Raw genomic sequence first — 15,797 nt, 5'->3', positions numbered from 1 at the left:
TCGCGCCTTAGCTCATGTTCAGGAGCTGATTGGCTTTTTGTTCATTTTCGTCGACGTTAGTGATGACTTTCATCTGCATCTCAAAACGTCGGGCGTTGGCGATCATATCGACCATGGTTTCCACCGGTTTGACGTTGCTGCCTTCCAGCACGCCAGGCATCACCTGCATGGTGGCGTCAGCCTGCAGCGCCGCACCGCGGGTTGCCTGTGTCGCAGCCGTGGGACGGAACATCCCGTCATCACTGCGCTGCAGCTCCTGGCCGGTGGCCCTGACCAGCTTCAGCTTACCCAACTGAACCGTGGCGTTAGGCGAGTCACCGGCATTCAGGCCGGTAATGGAGCCGTCAGCCGCAATGGTGATTTCGGTGCCCTGCGGGATCACAATCGGACCGCCGTCGCCCATCACAGGATTGCCCTGAACCGTCAGCGTGCCGTTCGGGCTGATCTGCATATTGCCGTTGCGGGTATAAGCTTCGCTGCCGTCAGCGGTACGCACCGCCAGCCAGCCATCCTGCTGCACCGCCACATCGAGTGGACGCTCGGTGTAATCCATCGCGCCCTGGCTCATGTCGGCGCCGGGTGTGGAGGCGGCGACCAGCGTACGGGTTGGCAGTGACCAGCCATTCACCGGCACCGCGCGCAGCGCATTGAGCTGCGCACGAAAGCCAGGTGTTGAGGCGTTGGCGAGGTTGCTGGCGGTGACCGCCTGCTGATCCAGCGTCTGGCTGGCCGCGCCCATCGCGGTATATATCGCGTGATCCATATGGCAATCCTGTTAGCGAATTAACGTAAGTTAACCAGCGTGTTGAGAATCTGGTCCTGAGTTTTGATGGTCTGCGCATTCGCCTGATAGTTACGCTGCGCCACGATCATGTTCACCAGCTCTTTACTCATATCGACGTTTGAGGACTCCAGGGCGCCCGCCGTCAGAGAACCAAAGGTTCCAGTGTTGGCCAGACCGATTGCTGCCTGACCGGATGCGCCTGACGCAGACCAGACGTTGTCGCCCTGTGACTGCAGACCTTCCGGGTTAGAGAAGCTCGCCAGCACAATCTGACCCAGCAGCTGGGTTTTCTTGTTGGAGTAGGTGCCGGTGATGGTGCCGTCATCATTGATGGCGTAGCTGGTCAGATCGCCAGGTGCATAACCATCCTGTGTCGGGCTGCCAAAAGTGGTGGCGCCGGTGTTCTGCTGCAGACTGCCCAGCATGCTCAGGGTGATCGGCTGGTTCGCGACCGCGCCATTGGCGCCGCCCACGTTCAGCGTCAGGCCAACGGTACCGTCGTTGGTGGTGCTCACTACCGCACCGTTTGCATCCAGCTTAGAGACGCCTGTCAGCTTACCGCTGGTATCAAACGTCATGCGGAAGTCGCCCGCCGAGCTGCCGGTGTTACCGTCGATGGTATGAACGGTCCAGCTGTTGCTGGTGGTGTCTTTCACGAAGTACATGTCGAGCGCATGGTCATTACCCTGCGAGTCGAACACGGTTGCCGTGGTTTTCTTGTTGTAGCTGTCTGCGTTCGCCGTCGAGAAGGTGGTCACAGATGGCGTGGTGTCCGTTGAGTTCAGGTTGGCAATCAGTCCGGCCGTGGTGGTGGCGCGGGCTGGCATCTGCTCGGTCGGAATACGGATCGCCACCGGGTTTGCACCCGACTGGATGGTGGCCGGTGAACCGCTGGCCGGATAGCCGGTCACGTTCAGGCCCTGGGTGTTAACCAGATTACGGTTGGCATCAAGGGTGAACTGACCATTACGTGAGTAGAACACGCCGCCGCTGTTGTCGGTCATGCGGAAGAAACCGTTACCGCTCAGCGCCACATCCAGGCCACGGCTGGTGGTGGTAGTCGCACCGTCGTTGAAGTTCTGGATCACGGCCGCCACTTTCGTGCCGAGGCCGACGTTAGAACCGGCAAACATATCGGCAAACGCGATGGTGCTGGATTTAAAGCCCGCGGTGGCGGAGTTGGCGATGTTGTTACCGATGACATCAAGGTTACTAGAGGCAGCGCCAAGGCCGCTGACCGCTTGGGAAAATGACATGTGTGTGTCTCCTGTCTACAGGTTAATCAGAGAATCTGACGTACGTCGTCAAGGGTGGCGGAGCCCATGGTGCCGAGATCCAGTTTGGTGGTGTCGTTCGCGGTACTCACCCCATTGACGTAGGCGTAGTTCAGCGGTTGTGCCACCAGTTGTGTGTTGCCATTGCTTGCAGCAATCGCAACGCTGTATTTACCATCCGGGGCCACTGAACCATCCGTCAGCTTGCCGTCCCACGAGAAGGTGTGCACGCCAGCGCTCAGCGCGCCCAGATCGACGGTGTCGATCACCGCGCCACTGGCATCTTTAATGGTGGCAGTGGCGCCGGTCGAGGCGGAGCCGAGCTCAACACCAAAAGGCGTTGTGGTGCCGTTGCCGACCAGAATCTGGCTGCCGTTGACCATCACGCCATGCCCAATCAGCGTGGAGCTCTGCAGCGACTGGCTGGTGCTGATCTGGCCGGAGATCGATCCCAGCGTGGTGTTCAGTTTTTCAATCCCGCTCAGGGTATTGATCTGTGCCAGCTGCGTGGTGAGCTGGCTGTTATCCATCGGATTGGTGGGATCCTGGTTCTGTAACTGGGTGACCAGCATGGTCAGGAACTGGTTCTGCAGATCCTGCGCATTGTTGCCGGTGCCGGTGCTGGAGGAGCTGAGAACCGACGGATCCAGTTTTTCATTAACGCCTACCGCGATAGCCATGGTTTTTCTCCGTTATTGCCCAATCGTCAGGGTTTTCATCATCATCGACTTCACGGTGTTCAGCACTTCCACGTTGGCCTGGTAGCTGCGTGACGCCGACATGGTGTTGACGCTTTCGGAGACCACATCCACGTTCGGCATCTTCACGTAGCCTTTGGCATCGGCCATCGGGTTGCCCGGGTCATAAACCAGTTTCGCTGGCGTCGGATCCTCGACAACCCGGGCGACTTTCACCCCGCCGGTCGCTGAGCCCGGCGCCGCATCGGTCTGGAAGACCACCTGCTTTGCCACGTAAGGCTTGCCATCGGGACCGGTGACGCTGTCGGCGTTCGCCAGGTTACTGGCACTGACGTTTAATCGCTGTGATTGCGCGGTCATCGCTGAACCGGCAATGTCAAAAATATTCAGCAAGGCCATAATTATTGCCCTTGTAACACGCTCATCATGCCTTTGATCTGGCTGCTGATGAGGGTGAGGTCGGTTTGATATTTCAGGCTGTTATCCGCGAACTGCGTACGCTCACGGTCCATATCTACGGTGTTACCGTCGGCAGAAGGCTGATCGGGAATGCGATAAAGCATGTCCATCGAGGGTACGCCGTTTGTCTGTGCTTCAATGTGGCGAGCTGAAGTGACCTTCAACGCCATGCTGCTGCCTTCCGCACGGCCATTGGACATCACCCGACTCAGCTCGCTGGCAAAGTCGATATCCCGGGCCTGATAACCAGGGGTATCGGCGTTGGCAATATTTGACGCCAGGATCTCCTGACGTTGAGCACGCAGGTTGAGGGCCTCCGTACCAAATTTCAGCGCCGCATCCAGTTTGTCGAGCATGTTTCCTCCGCGTATGAGAATTTCGAGCTGGCAGCTTAATTTGAAAAAGCAAGGGGTCATCGTCTGAATAAGGCCTCAAATGACCGCTATTTTGACAATTGAGGATTTTTCTTAACGGTTACACTCGTTGCCATCATCAGTGAGGAATTGCACCATGCGTCGATATCTGACCCTGCTGACCAGCCTGCTGGTCGCGATCGCCCTGCCGGCTTCTGCGGGAGATCTCAATGCACAACTGAACCAGTTTTTTAAAGCGCGTGACGCCCAGCATGCTCAGGGCATGACGGTGGTGATTCGCACGCCGCAGGCGCAGTGGCCCACCTGTGAGGCGCCTCAGTTCACCCTGCCCGGCAACAGCCGATTGTGGGGCAACATGAGCGTGGCGGCTAACTGCGGTGAAAACCGTCGTTATCTCCAGGTTCAGGTCCAGGTGACCGGGAGCTATCTGGTGGCGAACCGGCTGCTGAGCCGGGGCAGCAGCGTCAGCGAAAGCGACTTCACGCTGCAGACGGGGCGTCTGGATACCCTGCCCGCACGCGCCCTGCTGAACAGCGACTCGGTGGCCGATGCGGTCGTCCTGCGTGATATCCCACCGGGACAGCCGATCAACCCCGCCATGCTGCGTCAGCCGTGGCGGGTTAAGGCGGGTCAGAGTGTGATGGTGATAGCCAGCGGCGACGGCTTTGACGCCAGTGGTGAGGGCAAGGCGCTGAACAACGCCACCCGTTCACAGTGGGTTCGCGTCAGGATGGGGAATGGTCAGATTGTCAGCGGTAAGGTGCGCGAGGATGGGAATATTCTTATAACGCTGTAAAGTGTTAAAGAAGCCCATCATGCTGCCGATAGAAGAATCAACAAAGCGATAACGCTATTATGATTCAGGTGGCAGACTTCCCCTGACCGTACAGGAGCCCGAATATGAGCATTGACAGAACGCAACCTCTGAAACCCGCCAGCACCGTACAGAGCCGCGATACCAGCGAGCCAGGCAGCAGCAAAGTGCGTCAGAGTGCCAGCCCGGCGGCAGCGCCGGCGGCGGCCGCTCAGGTCAATCTGAGCAGCGCGCAGTCTCAGCTGATGCAGCCGAGCAGCAAAGACATCAACGTCGAGCGCGTTGAACAACTGAAAACCGCCATTCGTAATGGCGAACTGAAGATGGATACCGGCAAAATCGCCGATGCGCTGATTGCCGATACTAAGGCGTATTTAGAGGGTAATTAGTTACCATGAGTAATTTGCAGACCACATTAGATAAGATGCAGGACGTGCTGGCATCGCTTTCTGCGGTGCTGGAAGAAGAGCAGCAGCAGCTGGCAAGCGGCAACATTAACAGCAACCTGCTGCAGCGCATCACTGAAGATAAAAGCGCGCTGCTCAGCACGCTGAACTATCTGGATGAGATGCGACGCACCGCTGAAAAGAGTCAGTCCGTGTCGGCACCTTATCGTGGTCAGAACGACATGGCACGCCGCTGGGACGTCATCCAGCAGCATAGCCGTCGTCTGCAGGATGCCAATGTGCATAACGGCATGCTGCTGCAGCATCAGATTCGCTACACCCAGGATGCCCTGGAGGTGCTGAAGCCGCATCAGACCCAGGCGTTCTATGGCCCGGATGGGATGGGTAAAGGCCAGGCCACGTTAAGCCGTAAAGCCTGAGCAGAAAAGTAGCAAAAAAAATCCCGCTGATGCGGGATTTTTTTATGGCAGAAGAGGAACAGCGTCAGGCAGCGGTACGGCGCGCATAGTCGCGCAGCCGGAATCCCAGCAGCGCCAGCGCCAGGAAGTAACTTCCCCCACCCACTGCACAGACCAGCGCCAGACGCAGCAGTCGCCACAGCATCGAGCCCTGCTCCCAGGCGGGCATCCATTGCAGCATGGCAAACAGCGCCCCGGCCATCACCGCCACGGCGATCAGCAGACGCACCAGAAAGCTGCTCCAGCCCGGCTGAGGCATAAAGATCTGCTTCTTGCGCAGCTGCCAGTAGAGCAGCGAGGCATTCAGACAGGCCGCCAGCCCAATCGACAGAGAGAGACCGGCATGTTTCAGCGGGCCGATGAACGCCAGGTTCATCACCTGCGTCATGATCAGCGTGATAATCGCGATTTTAACCGGGGTTTTGATGTCCTGCCGTGAATAGAAGCCGGGTGCCAGCACCTTGACCACAATCAGGCCCATCAGGCCTACAGAGTAGGCGATCAGCGCACGCTGCGTCATCAGCGCATCGAAGGCCGTGAATTTGCCGTACTGGAACAGCGCCACGGTGAGCGGGCCGGAGAGCATCCCCAGCGCCACAGCGCAGGGCAGCGCCAGCAGGAAGCAGAGGCGCAGTCCCCAGTCCATCAGCCGGGAATACTCATCGTGATTGCCGCTGGAAAAACTTTTGGCCAGCGACGGCAGCAGAATGGTACCCAGCGCCACGCCCAGTACGCCGGAGGGGAACTCCATCAGGCGATCGGCGTAGTACATCCAGGAGACGGAACCCGACACCAGGAACGAGGCGAAGATGGTATTGATGATAAGCGAGATCTGACTGACCGAAACGCCCAGGATCGCCGGCCCCATCTGACGCATCACGCGCCAGACGCCTGCGTCACGCAGATTGATGCGTGGCAGCACCAGCATTCCCAGCTTCTTCAGGTGTGGCAGCTGATAGCCGAGCTGCAGCACCCCGCCCACGACGACCGCCCAGGCGAGCGCCATCACCGGCGGATGGAAATGCGGCGCGGCGAACAGGGCGAAGCTGATCATGCTGACGTTCAGCAGGGTCGGCGCAAAAGCTGGCACCGAGAAGCGGTTCCAGGTGTTCAGCACCGCACCCGCCAGCGACGCCAGCGAGATCAGCATTATGTAAGGAAAGGTCACCCGCAGCAGGGAACTGGTCAGGGCAAATTTATCCGCATGGTCGCTGAAGCCCGGTGCGGTAATCATGATCACCCAGGGCGCAGCGAGCATCCCTGCGAAGGTCACCAGCGCCAGCGCCAGTGTCAGCAGGCCTGAGACATAGGAGAGGAACAGACGTGTCGCCTCCTCACCCTGTTTGCTTTTATATTCCGCGAGAATGGGCACAAATGCCTGGGAAAACGCGCCTTCGGCAAAAATACGCCTCAGCAGATTCGGCAGTTTAAACGCAACAAAAAACGCATCGGTCGCCATTCCGGCGCCAAACACCCGCGCCACGATGGCATCACGGGCAAAGCCCAGAACGCGGGAAAACAGGGTCATGGAACTGACCGCTGCCAGCGATTTCAAAAGATTCATAATTGACGGCGCATCCTGAAAAAATCAGTAAAAAGGAGAAGTCGCGCGGGCACCTGAAAGATGCCCGGCGACAGTCTACTGCCACGGAGGGAAATGACCAGCACGGAGTGTTACAAGGCGTTATTCCAGAATGGCACTACGCCAGAGGTTTTCCACCACACGCTGCGCCATCAGCGCCTGTTCACCGCTGGTTTCAGGCGTCGTCTGATTCTGCACGCAGTCGATAAAATGGCGTGCGGCCCCGCTGAACCCGCGCTGGATCAGGTGGCTCTGCCAGGCGGCAGGCGGAGCGATCAGCACGCCGTCGTGCCGCTCTTCCTGCCAGTCGCGCATCTCACTGATGTCGATACATTTACCGTCGCCTGTCGCACTGACCCGCTCACGCTGACTGCCTGCGCGCCGGTGCATGCTGGTGGTGATCGACAGGCCCTCCAGGGCGAAGTGGTGCTCAGCGTAGAGCATCTGTCCCTGTTCGTTGGTATCGATGCGCCCCTGAACATGCTGAACAGGCTTGCCGCCGAGCCAGAGTGCGGTGTCGACGACGTGCAGGTAGTCATCGAGCAGGGTAAAGCGGAGATCCTGAGGCCCGACGCTGTCGCTGCGGTGCTTTTCAATCCGCAGGGAAGCGACGTGTCCCATCTCCGCCCGCAGCTGCTGATAGCGCGGGGCGAAGCGGCGATTAAAGGCGACCATCAGCTTACGCTGCTGTTTCTCCGCCAGCGCCACCAGCGCCTCAGCCTGATCCAGAGTTTCCGCCAGCGGCTTATCGACGCAGACATCTTTTCCGGCCAGCAGCAGCGCCTTCACCACCTCGTAGTGCGTGGCGGTGCTGCTGTGGACAAAAACGGCGTCGCAGGCCGCGGCCAGCGCATTCAGGGAACTGAAACAGTCCATACGGTAACTGTCGCAGAGTGGCCGGGCTTTGGCCTGATTCGGCGAAAATGCCCCCACCAGCGTCCAGTCCGTCGCCGCCGACAACACCGGCAGCCAGGCTTTCTGTGCGATACCGCCGAGTCCCACCACACCAATACGTAAAGTCATCTTAATGCTCCGGCTGCAGCAGTTGAGTGAGCTGAGCCTGAAGTCGGGCGACCTGCTGTTCCAGGGTGGCCACACGCCTCGCCAGATCGCCCTGCTCTTCCGGCTCTTCGGCGGCCAGTGGCGTGTCGCTCTCCCCGGCCAGCAGATGCATAAAGCGGCTTTCGCGCTTGCCCGGCTCGCGCGCCATGCGGATCACCCGGGCGCTGTCGTCACGCTGCATCAGGCCTTCCAGCGTCTGTTCTGTTTCGCTGACGTCACTGAACTCATGAAGACGGCCGCTGCGGGTGCGCAGTTCGCCTGGCGTCTGCGGACCGCGCAGCATCAGTAACGTCAGCACGGCAACTTCGGCGCTGTTCAGCTTCAGCGTGCCAAAGGCGGAGTTACAGAAACGCTGCTCATATTTCACGACCCGCTGACCGGACGCGCTGCTGGCGGTAACCAGATGCCGCTTCACCAGCTGATCGAGTTCATCCTGCACCGCGCTTTCACTCAGCTCCATCACCGGCTCGCGGTTTGATTTCTGGTTACAGGCCACCACGACCCCATTCAGTGACAGCGGATACTGTTCCGGCGTGGTGACCTGCTTCTCCAGCAGGCAGCCCAGCACGCGCAGCGCCTGCGCCGATAAAGCCATCTTCATGCTTGCGTCCTCATTATTGTCCACGCCGGTCAGGCGTCCATTCCCGCTGGGTTAGCGCTGTCAGCACGTGATCCTGCCAGCGTCCGTCAATCAGCAGATAGTCTTTCGCATATCCCTCTTTCTCAAAACCGAGGCGCGCCAGCAGGTCGCCGCTGCGCTGATTGTGCGGCATGTAGTTCGCCATGATGCGGTGAATATGCTGCTGACGCTGCATGTAGCGGATAGCAGACTGTAACGCTTCAAACATCAGCCCCTGTCCCTGCCACTTTTCGCCCAGCGAATAGCCGAGATAACAGGCGTGAAAGGAACCGCGCAGTACGTTGCTGAAGTTGGCTACGCCGCGCACTTCGGTTTCTTCGCTGTCCATCAGAATAAAATAGAAGGCCGAGCCCTGCTTATGCATGTCGGCGATCAGCCCCAGCCGCGCCTGCCAGCCGGAGGGATAGCAGTGACTGTCATCGCGCACCGGCTCCCACGGTTTTAAAAACAGGCGGTTTTCCGCGTAGTAATCTGCCATTCGCCAGGCATCACGTTCGTGAACCAGACGGACCACCAGCCGATCGGTGGTTAAGCGCACCCTGGGCGCGGCAGAACGATAGCCAAACATCCTGACTCCTGAAATCAATGGCTGAGAGTGAAAGCCGTCATTATCTGGCTTTCACTATAACCGCCGCCTGGGCTGCGGTAAAACATTACGGATTTTTTGCCGTAAAGAGGTTGATTTTGTTCCATTATCACCGCGCAGACGCCCCTGCTCAGGCGTCATCAACGCTCGTTCAGCCCGGCCCATCTGTCGGGCTGGTTTGCCGGGAGGGGGAATCTCTTCCATACTTTTCAGGCGCCCGAAACAGGATGAAATGATTCACTCTGTTAAACATTAACCTGTAAACGAGGGAGATCAGGATGAAGCTCTATATCTACGACCACTGCCCCTTCTGTGTGAAAGCGCGCATGATTTTTGGTCTGAAGAATTTGCCGGTTGAGCTGGTGGTCATGCTCAATGACGATGAAGAGACGCCTCAGCGACTGATTGGCCAGAAAATGGCGCCTGTCCTGCAGAAAAAGGATGGCAGCGCGATGCCGGAAAGCATGGAGATTGTGCATTATGTCGACCAGCAGGATGGCAAACCGCTGATTACCGGTGCGCTCAATCCGGCCATTGGCGACTGGCTGCGTCACATGAACAGCTACGTGAATAAGCTGCTGCTGCCGCGCATTGCCGAGGCCCCTTTTGCGGAGTTTGCCACCCCGGCGGCACGTGACTATTTCCGCGCGAAAAAGCAGGCCAGCATCGGTGATTTCGAGGAGCTGAAAACGCATTCGGCCGGACTGATTAAAAAAGTCAGCGGCGATCTGCGCAAACTGGACGGCCTGATCGTCCAGCCTAATGCGGTTAACGGCGAGCTGTCGGAGGATGATTTCAGTCTCTTCCCGCTGCTGCGCTCTCTGACACTGGTTCCGGGCATCGACTGGCCAGCACGGGTCGCTGACTATCGCGACAATATGGCCAAACAGACCCAGGTCAATCTGCTCTCTTCTATTGCGCAGTAATCCCGCCCGGATGAGAGATGCCGCGGTGTTTCTCATCCCTTTTCTGATGACACCTCTCACGCATTCAGGCACGCTATATCCTGTTAACTGACTTTGTTATCCAGGATATAGAACGATGAAAAAGGTATTTTTCGGGCTGACTGCCCTGATGTTTGTGCTGCTGGTGAGCGGCTGCAATAAACTGACCCAGTACACTATCAGCGAACAGGAAGTGAATCAGGCGCTGCAAAAGCATAACAACTACGAGAAAGACATTGGCGTGTCCGGTCTGGTCAATGCGCATATTGTCCTGAATAATCTCACCAGCCAGATCGGCCGCACAGAACCTGGCAAAGTGTCGCTCTCCGGCAATGCAAAGATTAACGTCACCTCTCTGTTCGGCCCGCAGCAGGCTGACATGCAGCTGACGATGCGCGCACAGCCCGTCTATGACCCACAGCAGGGGGCGATCTTTCTGCGCGATCTGGAGATAACCGATGCACAGGTGGCGCCGGAGAAAATGGCCGCCATCATGAAAACCCTGACGCCTTATCTGAATCAGTCGCTGAAGAGCTATTTCGATCAAAACCCGGCTTATCGTCTCAGCGCTGACCGCAGTAAAGGTGAGTCACTGGCGAAAAAATTTGCCAAAGGACTGGAAGTCAGACCGGGCGAACTGGTTATCCCCTTCACGCAGTAATCCCGATTGCCGCGCCATCCGGCGCGGATTTTTGCTGTCAGCAGAAAAAGCAGGTGCAAACGGTTGCCTGAATCCTTATGCTTAGACCCCGGCCAAAACATGCCTTCTGTTTCCTTTCTGCCGGAGCTTCACTGATGACAGCACAACCTCAGCAACTTACCCTGCGTCGCCCTGACGACTGGCACATTCATCTGCGTGACGATGAGATGCTTAAAACGGTCCTGCCCTACACCAGCGCGGTTAATGGTCGTGCCATCGTGATGCCTAACCTGGTGCCGCCGGTGACCAGCGTGGCGGCAGGAGAAGCGTACCGCGACCGCATCCTGGCCGCGCTGCCCGCCGATCACGCCTTTACGCCGCTGATGACCTGTTATCTCACTGACTCACTGGATCCGGATGAGCTTGAGCGTGGCTTCACATCCGGTCTGTTTACCGCCGCCAAGCTCTATCCGGCTCATGCCACCACCAACTCCAGCCACGGCGTTACCAATATCGCCTCCATCGCCCGCGTGCTGGAGCGGATGCAGCAGCTGGGTATGCCGCTGCTGGTTCATGGCGAAGTCACCGATGCCCATATCGACATTTTTGATCGTGAAGCCCGCTTCATTGACACCGTGATGGTGCCGCTGCGCAGTCAGTTTCCGGGGCTGAAAGTGGTGATGGAGCATATCACCACCCAGGATGCCGCGGATTATGTCGCTGCTGCCGATGAGACGCTGGGCGCGACCATTACGCCGCAGCACCTGATGTTTAACCGCAACCACATGCTGGTGGGCGGAATTCGCCCGCATCTTTACTGCCTGCCGATTCTCAAGCGCAATGTGCATCAGGACGCGCTGCGCAGGGTCGTGGCCAGCGGTCATCCGCGTTTCTTCCTCGGCACCGACACCGCTCCGCATCTGCAGCATCTTAAAGAGTCTGCCTGTGGCTGCGCGGGCGTATTTAATGCGCCGACCTCGCTGGCGGCCTACGCGACCGTGTTTGAAGAGCTGAATGCGCTGGAGCATTTCGAAGCGTTCTGTTCTGAAAACGGCCCGCGTTTCTATGGCCTGCCGCTGAATGAAGGCACAATTACGCTGGTGCGTGAGCCCTGGCAGGTGCCGGCGTCCATTGCGCTGGGCAGTGACGCTCTGATCCCTTTCCTCGCGGGTGAAACGCTCAACTGGCGCGTTGCATAATTTTGCTTGCCTCCGGCGGATGGATACTGTAAATATATACAGCATCTTATCCGGAGGCTGCTATGCGTGTTGAAATTACCGTATCAAATACCCGACCTCTTCCTGCTGGCGCGATAGAGGCGTTAAGCGATGAACTGTCGCGCCGCATTGACGAACAGTTCCCTGACTCGACCAATCACGTCAAGGTACGTTATGCCAGTGCCAACAATCTCAGCGTGCTGGGCGGTGGAAAAGAGACGCGCGACCAGATCAGCGAAATCCTGCAACAGACGTGGGAGAGTGCTGACGACTGGTTCATTACTGATTAACCGCCACTGTGCTTTTTTTCCGGGTGTCGCCACCCGGTTTTTTTATCTTTTCTCCCCTCTCGCACTTCCCTCTTCCTGCATCTAGACTCTTACTGATCAATGCCCTATCCTTGCGCTCGTCACGCATAACAGGAGGTGCGACACCATGACTACTGATAAACCGGAAGAGGCGATGACCTTTGGTGAGTTGTTAGCACTGATTGGTGATCAGCAGCGTCGTTTAACGGTGCTGGAAAATGCCTTTTCCAGTCTGATTTTCTGTCTTGACGATCGTGCCAGCCAGCTGCTGGTGCACAATCTGTCGCTGGAAGCCCAGAATCAAAACCATGATGAACAGCTTCAGCAACATTTTGCCCGTCTGGCAGAATCCCTGCAGAAACGCGTCGGCGGCATCGTACCAGACAGCCCGGCGCTCTGAACCGGCGGCCTGCCCCGCTTTTTGGCCTGCCCACTGAATCGTAAAAAAAATGCCTGCCTGCCAGGCATTTTATTTTTTGACTCCTGCCTGTTAAAAGCGAATATTCTGTGAGAAGCTGACTCACGGCATTTTTTAAACAGTGACACCCGGGTTTACTGTTATAATTGTTTCGCTATCGGAATAAAAAAGCCGCATTGAACCTCATCATGCACTTCGTTTAACGAGTAATAAGGAGGTTATAATGGACAGAAGAAAAGACGTTATTCAGACTCACCCGCTGGTGGGCTGGGATATCAGTACCGTTGATAGCTATGACGCCATGATGATCCGCCTGCACTCGCTGTCGTCGCAGGATCAAAAAGAAGAAGAAGCGGATGTTGGCCCCACCTACTGGCTGACAACGGATGTGGCAAGGCAGTTCATCTCGATCCTCGAAGCAGGCATCGCCAAGATTGAATCAGCCGAGCAGATGGAACGACTCCTCAGTAAGCATTAGTTTCTGCCACATCAAAGGGGCACCCTCAGGGGTGCCTTTTTCGTTTCTGTTTCGGTATGCTGTTGATTATCTGACTCTTAGAGCGTAGTTACCATGATTTATGATCTTATCGTCGTTGGCAGCGGCTCAGTAGGTGCGGCGGCTGGCTACTATGCCACCCAGGCAGGCCTCTCGGTATTAATGATCGACAGCGCCCACCCTCCTCACAATCAGGGCACGCATCATGGCGAGAGCCGTCTGATTCGTCACGCCTACGGCGAAGGCGAACGTTATGTGCCGCTGGTGCTGCGGGCGCAGACGCTGTGGGATGAACTGGAACAGCGAGCCGGTGAGCGCATTATGCATCGCAGCGGCGTGCTTAACCTCGCCCCTCACGACTCCCCTTTTATCCGCAACGTTATCGACAGCGCAAGCCGCTGGCAGCTTAACATTGAGGTGATGCAGCCCGGGGAAGTGCGTCAGCGCTGGCCACAGATTAACGTACCAGAGGGCTATCTGGGCGTATTTGAGCCGCAGTCGGGCTTCCTGAAATGTGAACAGGCGGTGCGCAGCTGGGTTCAGCTGGCGGAACAGGCAGGCTGTGCCCAGCTGTTCAACTGCCCGGTCTCAGAACTGGGACGGGATGGCGACCTTCAACAGGTTACAACGCTGGATGGTGTCTATCGCGGCCGTAAAATGGTGGTCAGCGCCGGTACGTGGGTCGGAAAACTCATCCCGAATCTGCCGGTTGCCCCTACCCGTAAGGTGTTTGCCTGGTATCAGGCTGATGGTCGCTACAGTGAGAACAACAGGTTCCCGGGCTTTACCGTCGAGATGCGTGATGGCAGCCAGTTCTATGGCTTCCCGGCCGACAATAACGCCCTGAAAGTGGGTCGTCACGATGGCGGACAGCCGATGCAGCAGCCTGAAGATCGTAAACCCTTCGGTGCCGTGGCGGCAGATGGCAGTGAAGCTTTTGGCTTCCTGCGCCAGTTCTTACCGGGCGTCGGTGTCTGTCTGCATGGCGAAGCGTGCAGCTACGACTTCAGCCCGGATGAAGATTTTATTATTGATACGCTGCCGGACGAACCCAATCGCCTGCTGATAACCGGACTCAGCGGACACGGCTTTAAATTTGCCAGCGTGCTGGGCGAACTGGCCGCGGAATTTGCTCAGCAGAAACCTTTTTCCTTTGATCTCTCTCCGTTCCGCCTTTCGCGTTTCTGACTCTGCAAACGGATGGCATCACAGGGTGCCATCCTGCTGACAAAGATTGACGCAACCTGAATTTCACTGACAAAAATTCGCCCTTATTTCGCCCTGATTGTTCATTTGGGCGGAATGAGGTTGACCGTTTTCCCCTCATCAAAATTATTATTCAGTAATATTGCCCATTTCCCTGCCTTTTTATTCAACCTTTTCCGATGATTTTTTTAAGTTTATAGAAGCGTAAGGGCGATTGCTTTTATATTTCATAATGTGGATGCTTATTTCATATTATTTCTACGTGACGCTCAGATTATGTTATTACGTAATACACCGCATCAGTTTGGCCGGGTTGCTGTGCTGCTGCACTGGTCGATGGCGCTGGCCATTTATGGCATGTTTGCGCTGGGATTATGGATGGTCGGTCTGGGCTATTACGACAGCTGGTATCACGACGCCCCGGAAATTCATAAAAGTATTGGCGTGCTCCTGTTACTGACGCTGATTATCCGCCTGGTGTGGCGCGTTATTTCGCCGCCGCCCAGGCCGCTGAGCAGCCATTCCCCTCTGGTGCGCATCAGTTCTGTCGTGGCACACCTGTTACTTTATACCCTGCTGCTGGCCATTCTGATCAGCGGCTATCTCATCTCCACCGCCGACGGTAAACCCATCGCCGTGTTCAGCTGGTTTACGCTGCCTGCCCTGTTCAGCGGTGCAGGCGAGCAGGCCGACCTCGCAGGCGATATTCACCTCTGGCTGGCCTGGAGTGTGGTGATCCTGTCGATCCTGCACGGTCTGGCTGCGATAAAACACCATGTTATCGATCGCGATAACACCTTAAAACGAATGTCAGGTTTACGCCTCCCCTTACCCTCTGAAAAGGACAGATAATATGTTGAAGAAAAGTCTGCTGACGATGACCGCGGCCAGCCTGCTGCTCGGTTCCCTGAGTGCCAGTGCCGCTGACTACAAAATTGATAAAGAGGGGCAGCACGCCTTTATTCAGTTCCGCATCCAGCATCTGGGTTACAGCTGGCTCTACGGTACCTTTAAGGATTTCGATGGCCGCTTCACCTTTGATGAGAAGAACCCTGCCGCCGATAAAGTCGAGGTGACGATTAATACCAGCAGCGTGGATACCAACCATGCTGAACGTGACAAGCATCTGCGCAGCGCGGATTTCCTGAACAGCAGTAAAAATCCGCAGGCGACTTTTAAATCCACGTCGGTGAAGAAAGAGGGCGATGAATTAGAGATTACCGGCGATCTGACGCTGAACGGCGTCACGAAGCCGGTGACGCTGGAGGCGAAGAAGCTGGGTGAAGGCAAAGATCCGTGGGGCGGTTATCGTGCTGGCTTTGAAGCGGAAGGTGAAATTGCGCTGAAAGATTTCAATATAACGAAAGATCTGGGGCCAGCCTCGCAGAAGGTTCAGCTGATGATCTCGGTGGAAGGTGTGCGTCAGTAAA

The 15,797-nt window shown here is 56.9% G+C and carries 21 protein-coding genes; 12 read left to right on the top strand and 9 right to left on the bottom strand.

All coding sequences use genetic code 11. From position 1 onward, the window contains the following. Nucleotides 1-7: 7 nt before the first annotated feature. The 5 genes from AC6I7A_RS06985 to flgB are packed head-to-tail and all read right to left on the bottom strand — an operon-like array spanning nt 8 to nt 3,571. The gene (locus AC6I7A_RS06985) at nt 8-763 is read right to left on the bottom strand and encodes a flagellar basal body rod protein FlgF (protein WP_009090878.1); all 756 of its coding nucleotides are present in this window, start codon (nt 761-763) and stop codon (nt 8-10) included. A 20-nt stretch (nt 764-783) separates the two neighbouring features. Continuing rightward, entirely contained in the window at nt 784-2,040 is a 1,257-nt protein-coding gene (flgE, locus tag AC6I7A_RS06980) for a flagellar hook protein FlgE (protein WP_009090879.1), read from the bottom strand. Between the two features lie 26 nt (nt 2,041-2,066). After that, a complete protein-coding gene (gene flgD / locus AC6I7A_RS06975; RefSeq protein WP_009090880.1) occupies nt 2,067-2,738 on the bottom strand; it encodes a flagellar hook assembly protein FlgD in 672 nt (223 codons plus the stop codon). A 12-nt stretch (nt 2,739-2,750) separates the two neighbouring features. Beyond that, entirely contained in the window at nt 2,751-3,155 is a 405-nt protein-coding gene (flgC, locus tag AC6I7A_RS06970) for a flagellar basal body rod protein FlgC (RefSeq protein WP_009090881.1), read from the bottom strand. Nucleotides 3,156-3,157: 2 nt separating this feature from the next. Next, nucleotides 3,158-3,571 (bottom strand): flagellar basal body rod protein FlgB, encoded by a 414-nt coding sequence (gene flgB / locus AC6I7A_RS06965; RefSeq protein ID WP_009090882.1) that lies wholly within the window; start codon nt 3,569-3,571, stop codon nt 3,158-3,160. Nucleotides 3,572-3,725: 154 nt separating this feature from the next. Between flgB and flgA the strand changes: the two genes are divergently transcribed. From flgA to flgN, 3 genes are all read left to right on the top strand, one after another. Next, the gene (gene flgA, locus AC6I7A_RS06960; protein ID WP_058957505.1) at nt 3,726-4,385 is read left to right on the top strand and encodes a flagellar basal body P-ring formation chaperone FlgA; all 660 of its coding nucleotides are present in this window, start codon (nt 3,726-3,728) and stop codon (nt 4,383-4,385) included. A 104-nt stretch (nt 4,386-4,489) separates the two neighbouring features. Further along, nucleotides 4,490-4,792 (top strand): flagellar biosynthesis anti-sigma factor FlgM, encoded by a 303-nt coding sequence (gene flgM, locus AC6I7A_RS06955; RefSeq protein ID WP_009090886.1) that lies wholly within the window; start codon nt 4,490-4,492, stop codon nt 4,790-4,792. A 5-nt stretch (nt 4,793-4,797) separates the two neighbouring features. Then, on the top strand, nt 4,798-5,229 hold the full coding sequence (flgN, locus tag AC6I7A_RS06950) for a flagellar export chaperone FlgN (protein WP_009090889.1): 432 nt from the start codon (nt 4,798-4,800) through the stop codon (nt 5,227-5,229). 64 nt (nt 5,230-5,293) lie between these two features. Here flgN and murJ read toward each other — a convergent pair whose 3' ends face one another. The 4 genes from murJ to rimJ form a co-directional block, all read right to left on the bottom strand. After that, on the bottom strand, nt 5,294-6,832 hold the full coding sequence (gene murJ / locus AC6I7A_RS06945) for a murein biosynthesis integral membrane protein MurJ (RefSeq protein WP_009090890.1): 1,539 nt from the start codon (nt 6,830-6,832) through the stop codon (nt 5,294-5,296). Nucleotides 6,833-6,952: 120 nt separating this feature from the next. Continuing rightward, nucleotides 6,953-7,873: a Gfo/Idh/MocA family protein gene (locus AC6I7A_RS06940; RefSeq protein WP_058957506.1), complete on the bottom strand. Its 921-nt coding sequence runs from the start codon at nt 7,871-7,873 to the stop codon at nt 6,953-6,955. A 1-nt stretch (nt 7,874) separates the two neighbouring features. Continuing rightward, on the bottom strand, nt 7,875-8,513 hold the full coding sequence (locus AC6I7A_RS06935) for a DUF480 domain-containing protein (protein ID WP_058957507.1): 639 nt from the start codon (nt 8,511-8,513) through the stop codon (nt 7,875-7,877). Between the two features lie 13 nt (nt 8,514-8,526). Then, complete coding sequence (rimJ, locus tag AC6I7A_RS06930; RefSeq protein WP_009090895.1) at nt 8,527-9,120, bottom strand: ribosomal protein S5-alanine N-acetyltransferase; 594 nt, start codon at nt 9,118-9,120, stop codon at nt 8,527-8,529. Between the two features lie 296 nt (nt 9,121-9,416). Between rimJ and grxB the strand changes: the two genes are divergently transcribed. The 9 genes from grxB (at nt 9,417) to AC6I7A_RS06885 (ending at nt 15,796) form a co-directional block, all read left to right on the top strand. After that, nucleotides 9,417-10,064 carry a glutaredoxin 2 gene (grxB, locus tag AC6I7A_RS06925; protein ID WP_009090897.1) on the top strand — a complete coding sequence of 216 codons (648 nt, stop codon included), beginning with the start codon at nt 9,417-9,419 and terminating at the stop codon, nt 10,062-10,064. A 115-nt stretch (nt 10,065-10,179) separates the two neighbouring features. Further along, complete coding sequence (locus AC6I7A_RS06920; protein WP_058957508.1) at nt 10,180-10,743, top strand: lipoprotein; 564 nt, start codon at nt 10,180-10,182, stop codon at nt 10,741-10,743. Between the two features lie 134 nt (nt 10,744-10,877). Next, nucleotides 10,878-11,921, top strand: coding sequence for a dihydroorotase (pyrC, locus tag AC6I7A_RS06915; protein WP_058957509.1), 1,044 nt, complete (start codon nt 10,878-10,880; stop codon nt 11,919-11,921). A 62-nt stretch (nt 11,922-11,983) separates the two neighbouring features. Beyond that, nucleotides 11,984-12,229: a DNA damage-inducible protein I gene (dinI, locus tag AC6I7A_RS06910; protein ID WP_003849907.1), complete on the top strand. Its 246-nt coding sequence runs from the start codon at nt 11,984-11,986 to the stop codon at nt 12,227-12,229. Between the two features lie 145 nt (nt 12,230-12,374). Continuing rightward, nucleotides 12,375-12,647: a hypothetical protein gene (locus tag AC6I7A_RS06905; protein ID WP_009090903.1), complete on the top strand. Its 273-nt coding sequence runs from the start codon at nt 12,375-12,377 to the stop codon at nt 12,645-12,647. Between the two features lie 241 nt (nt 12,648-12,888). Continuing rightward, nucleotides 12,889-13,143, top strand: coding sequence for a biofilm formation regulator BssS (bssS, locus tag AC6I7A_RS06900; protein WP_009090905.1), 255 nt, complete (start codon nt 12,889-12,891; stop codon nt 13,141-13,143). A gap of 93 nt (nt 13,144-13,236) precedes the next feature. Continuing rightward, nucleotides 13,237-14,349: an N-methyl-L-tryptophan oxidase gene (solA, locus tag AC6I7A_RS06895; protein WP_058957510.1), complete on the top strand. Its 1,113-nt coding sequence runs from the start codon at nt 13,237-13,239 to the stop codon at nt 14,347-14,349. 294 nt (nt 14,350-14,643) lie between these two features. Beyond that, nucleotides 14,644-15,219, top strand: coding sequence for a cytochrome b (locus AC6I7A_RS06890; RefSeq protein ID WP_033736338.1), 576 nt, complete (start codon nt 14,644-14,646; stop codon nt 15,217-15,219). 4 nt (nt 15,220-15,223) lie between these two features. Beyond that, nucleotides 15,224-15,796: a YceI family protein gene (locus tag AC6I7A_RS06885; protein WP_009090908.1), complete on the top strand. Its 573-nt coding sequence runs from the start codon at nt 15,224-15,226 to the stop codon at nt 15,794-15,796. Nucleotide 15,797 lies beyond the last annotated feature (1 nt).

It is taken from the genome of Type-F symbiont of Plautia stali (assembly GCF_059731105.1).
Note: the sequence above shows the minus strand (reverse complement) of the source record. Positions and strands in the feature narration are given on the sequence as shown.

Coding starts and splice junctions, on each gene's coding strand:
- AC6I7A_RS06985 (WP_009090878.1), bottom strand. CDS start 763: ATGGATCACGCGATATATACCGCGATGGGCGCGGCCAGCCAGACGCTG.
- flgE (WP_009090879.1), bottom strand. CDS start 2,040: ATGTCATTTTCCCAAGCGGTCAGCGGCCTTGGCGCTGCCTCTAGTAAC.
- flgD (WP_009090880.1), bottom strand. CDS start 2,738: ATGGCTATCGCGGTAGGCGTTAATGAAAAACTGGATCCGTCGGTTCTC.
- flgC (WP_009090881.1), bottom strand. CDS start 3,155: ATGGCCTTGCTGAATATTTTTGACATTGCCGGTTCAGCGATGACCGCG.
- flgB (WP_009090882.1), bottom strand. CDS start 3,571: ATGCTCGACAAACTGGATGCGGCGCTGAAATTTGGTACGGAGGCCCTC.
- flgA (WP_058957505.1), top strand. CDS start 3,726: ATGCGTCGATATCTGACCCTGCTGACCAGCCTGCTGGTCGCGATCGCC.
- flgM (WP_009090886.1), top strand. CDS start 4,490: ATGAGCATTGACAGAACGCAACCTCTGAAACCCGCCAGCACCGTACAG.
- flgN (WP_009090889.1), top strand. CDS start 4,798: ATGAGTAATTTGCAGACCACATTAGATAAGATGCAGGACGTGCTGGCA.
- murJ (WP_009090890.1), bottom strand. CDS start 6,832: ATGAATCTTTTGAAATCGCTGGCAGCGGTCAGTTCCATGACCCTGTTT.
- AC6I7A_RS06940 (WP_058957506.1), bottom strand. CDS start 7,873: ATGACTTTACGTATTGGTGTGGTGGGACTCGGCGGTATCGCACAGAAA.
- AC6I7A_RS06935 (WP_058957507.1), bottom strand. CDS start 8,513: ATGAAGATGGCTTTATCGGCGCAGGCGCTGCGCGTGCTGGGCTGCCTG.
- rimJ (WP_009090895.1), bottom strand. CDS start 9,120: ATGTTTGGCTATCGTTCTGCCGCGCCCAGGGTGCGCTTAACCACCGAT.
- grxB (WP_009090897.1), top strand. CDS start 9,417: ATGAAGCTCTATATCTACGACCACTGCCCCTTCTGTGTGAAAGCGCGC.
- AC6I7A_RS06920 (WP_058957508.1), top strand. CDS start 10,180: ATGAAAAAGGTATTTTTCGGGCTGACTGCCCTGATGTTTGTGCTGCTG.
- pyrC (WP_058957509.1), top strand. CDS start 10,878: ATGACAGCACAACCTCAGCAACTTACCCTGCGTCGCCCTGACGACTGG.
- dinI (WP_003849907.1), top strand. CDS start 11,984: ATGCGTGTTGAAATTACCGTATCAAATACCCGACCTCTTCCTGCTGGC.
- AC6I7A_RS06905 (WP_009090903.1), top strand. CDS start 12,375: ATGACTACTGATAAACCGGAAGAGGCGATGACCTTTGGTGAGTTGTTA.
- bssS (WP_009090905.1), top strand. CDS start 12,889: ATGGACAGAAGAAAAGACGTTATTCAGACTCACCCGCTGGTGGGCTGG.
- solA (WP_058957510.1), top strand. CDS start 13,237: ATGATTTATGATCTTATCGTCGTTGGCAGCGGCTCAGTAGGTGCGGCG.
- AC6I7A_RS06890 (WP_033736338.1), top strand. CDS start 14,644: ATGTTATTACGTAATACACCGCATCAGTTTGGCCGGGTTGCTGTGCTG.